1 pseudogene is annotated in these 242 nt (G+C 62.8%); it reads left to right on the top strand.

What is annotated here, in order from left to right:
- Positions 1–242, top strand: a pseudogene (locus tag SB765_RS33005) (glyoxylate carboligase); the annotation flags it as partial.

Genomic DNA, 242 nt, shown 5'->3' on the forward strand with positions numbered 1-242 from the left:
GGTCGGCATGGTCGGCCTGCAGACTTCGCACCGCTACGGCAACGCCACCCTGCTCAAATCCGACCTGGTGTTCGGTATCGGTAACCGCTGGGCCAACCGCCACACCGGTTCGGTCGACGTTTACACCGAAGGCCGCAAGTTCGTGCACGTCGACATCGAACCCACCCAGATCGGCCGCGTGTTCACCCCGGACCTGGGTATCGTTTCAGACGCTGGCAAAGCGCTGGACGTGTTCCTGGAAG

It is taken from the genome of Pseudomonas sp. SIMBA_067, from assembly GCF_046534675.1.
Lineage (GTDB): Bacteria > Pseudomonadota > Gammaproteobacteria > Pseudomonadales > Pseudomonadaceae > Aquipseudomonas > Aquipseudomonas putida.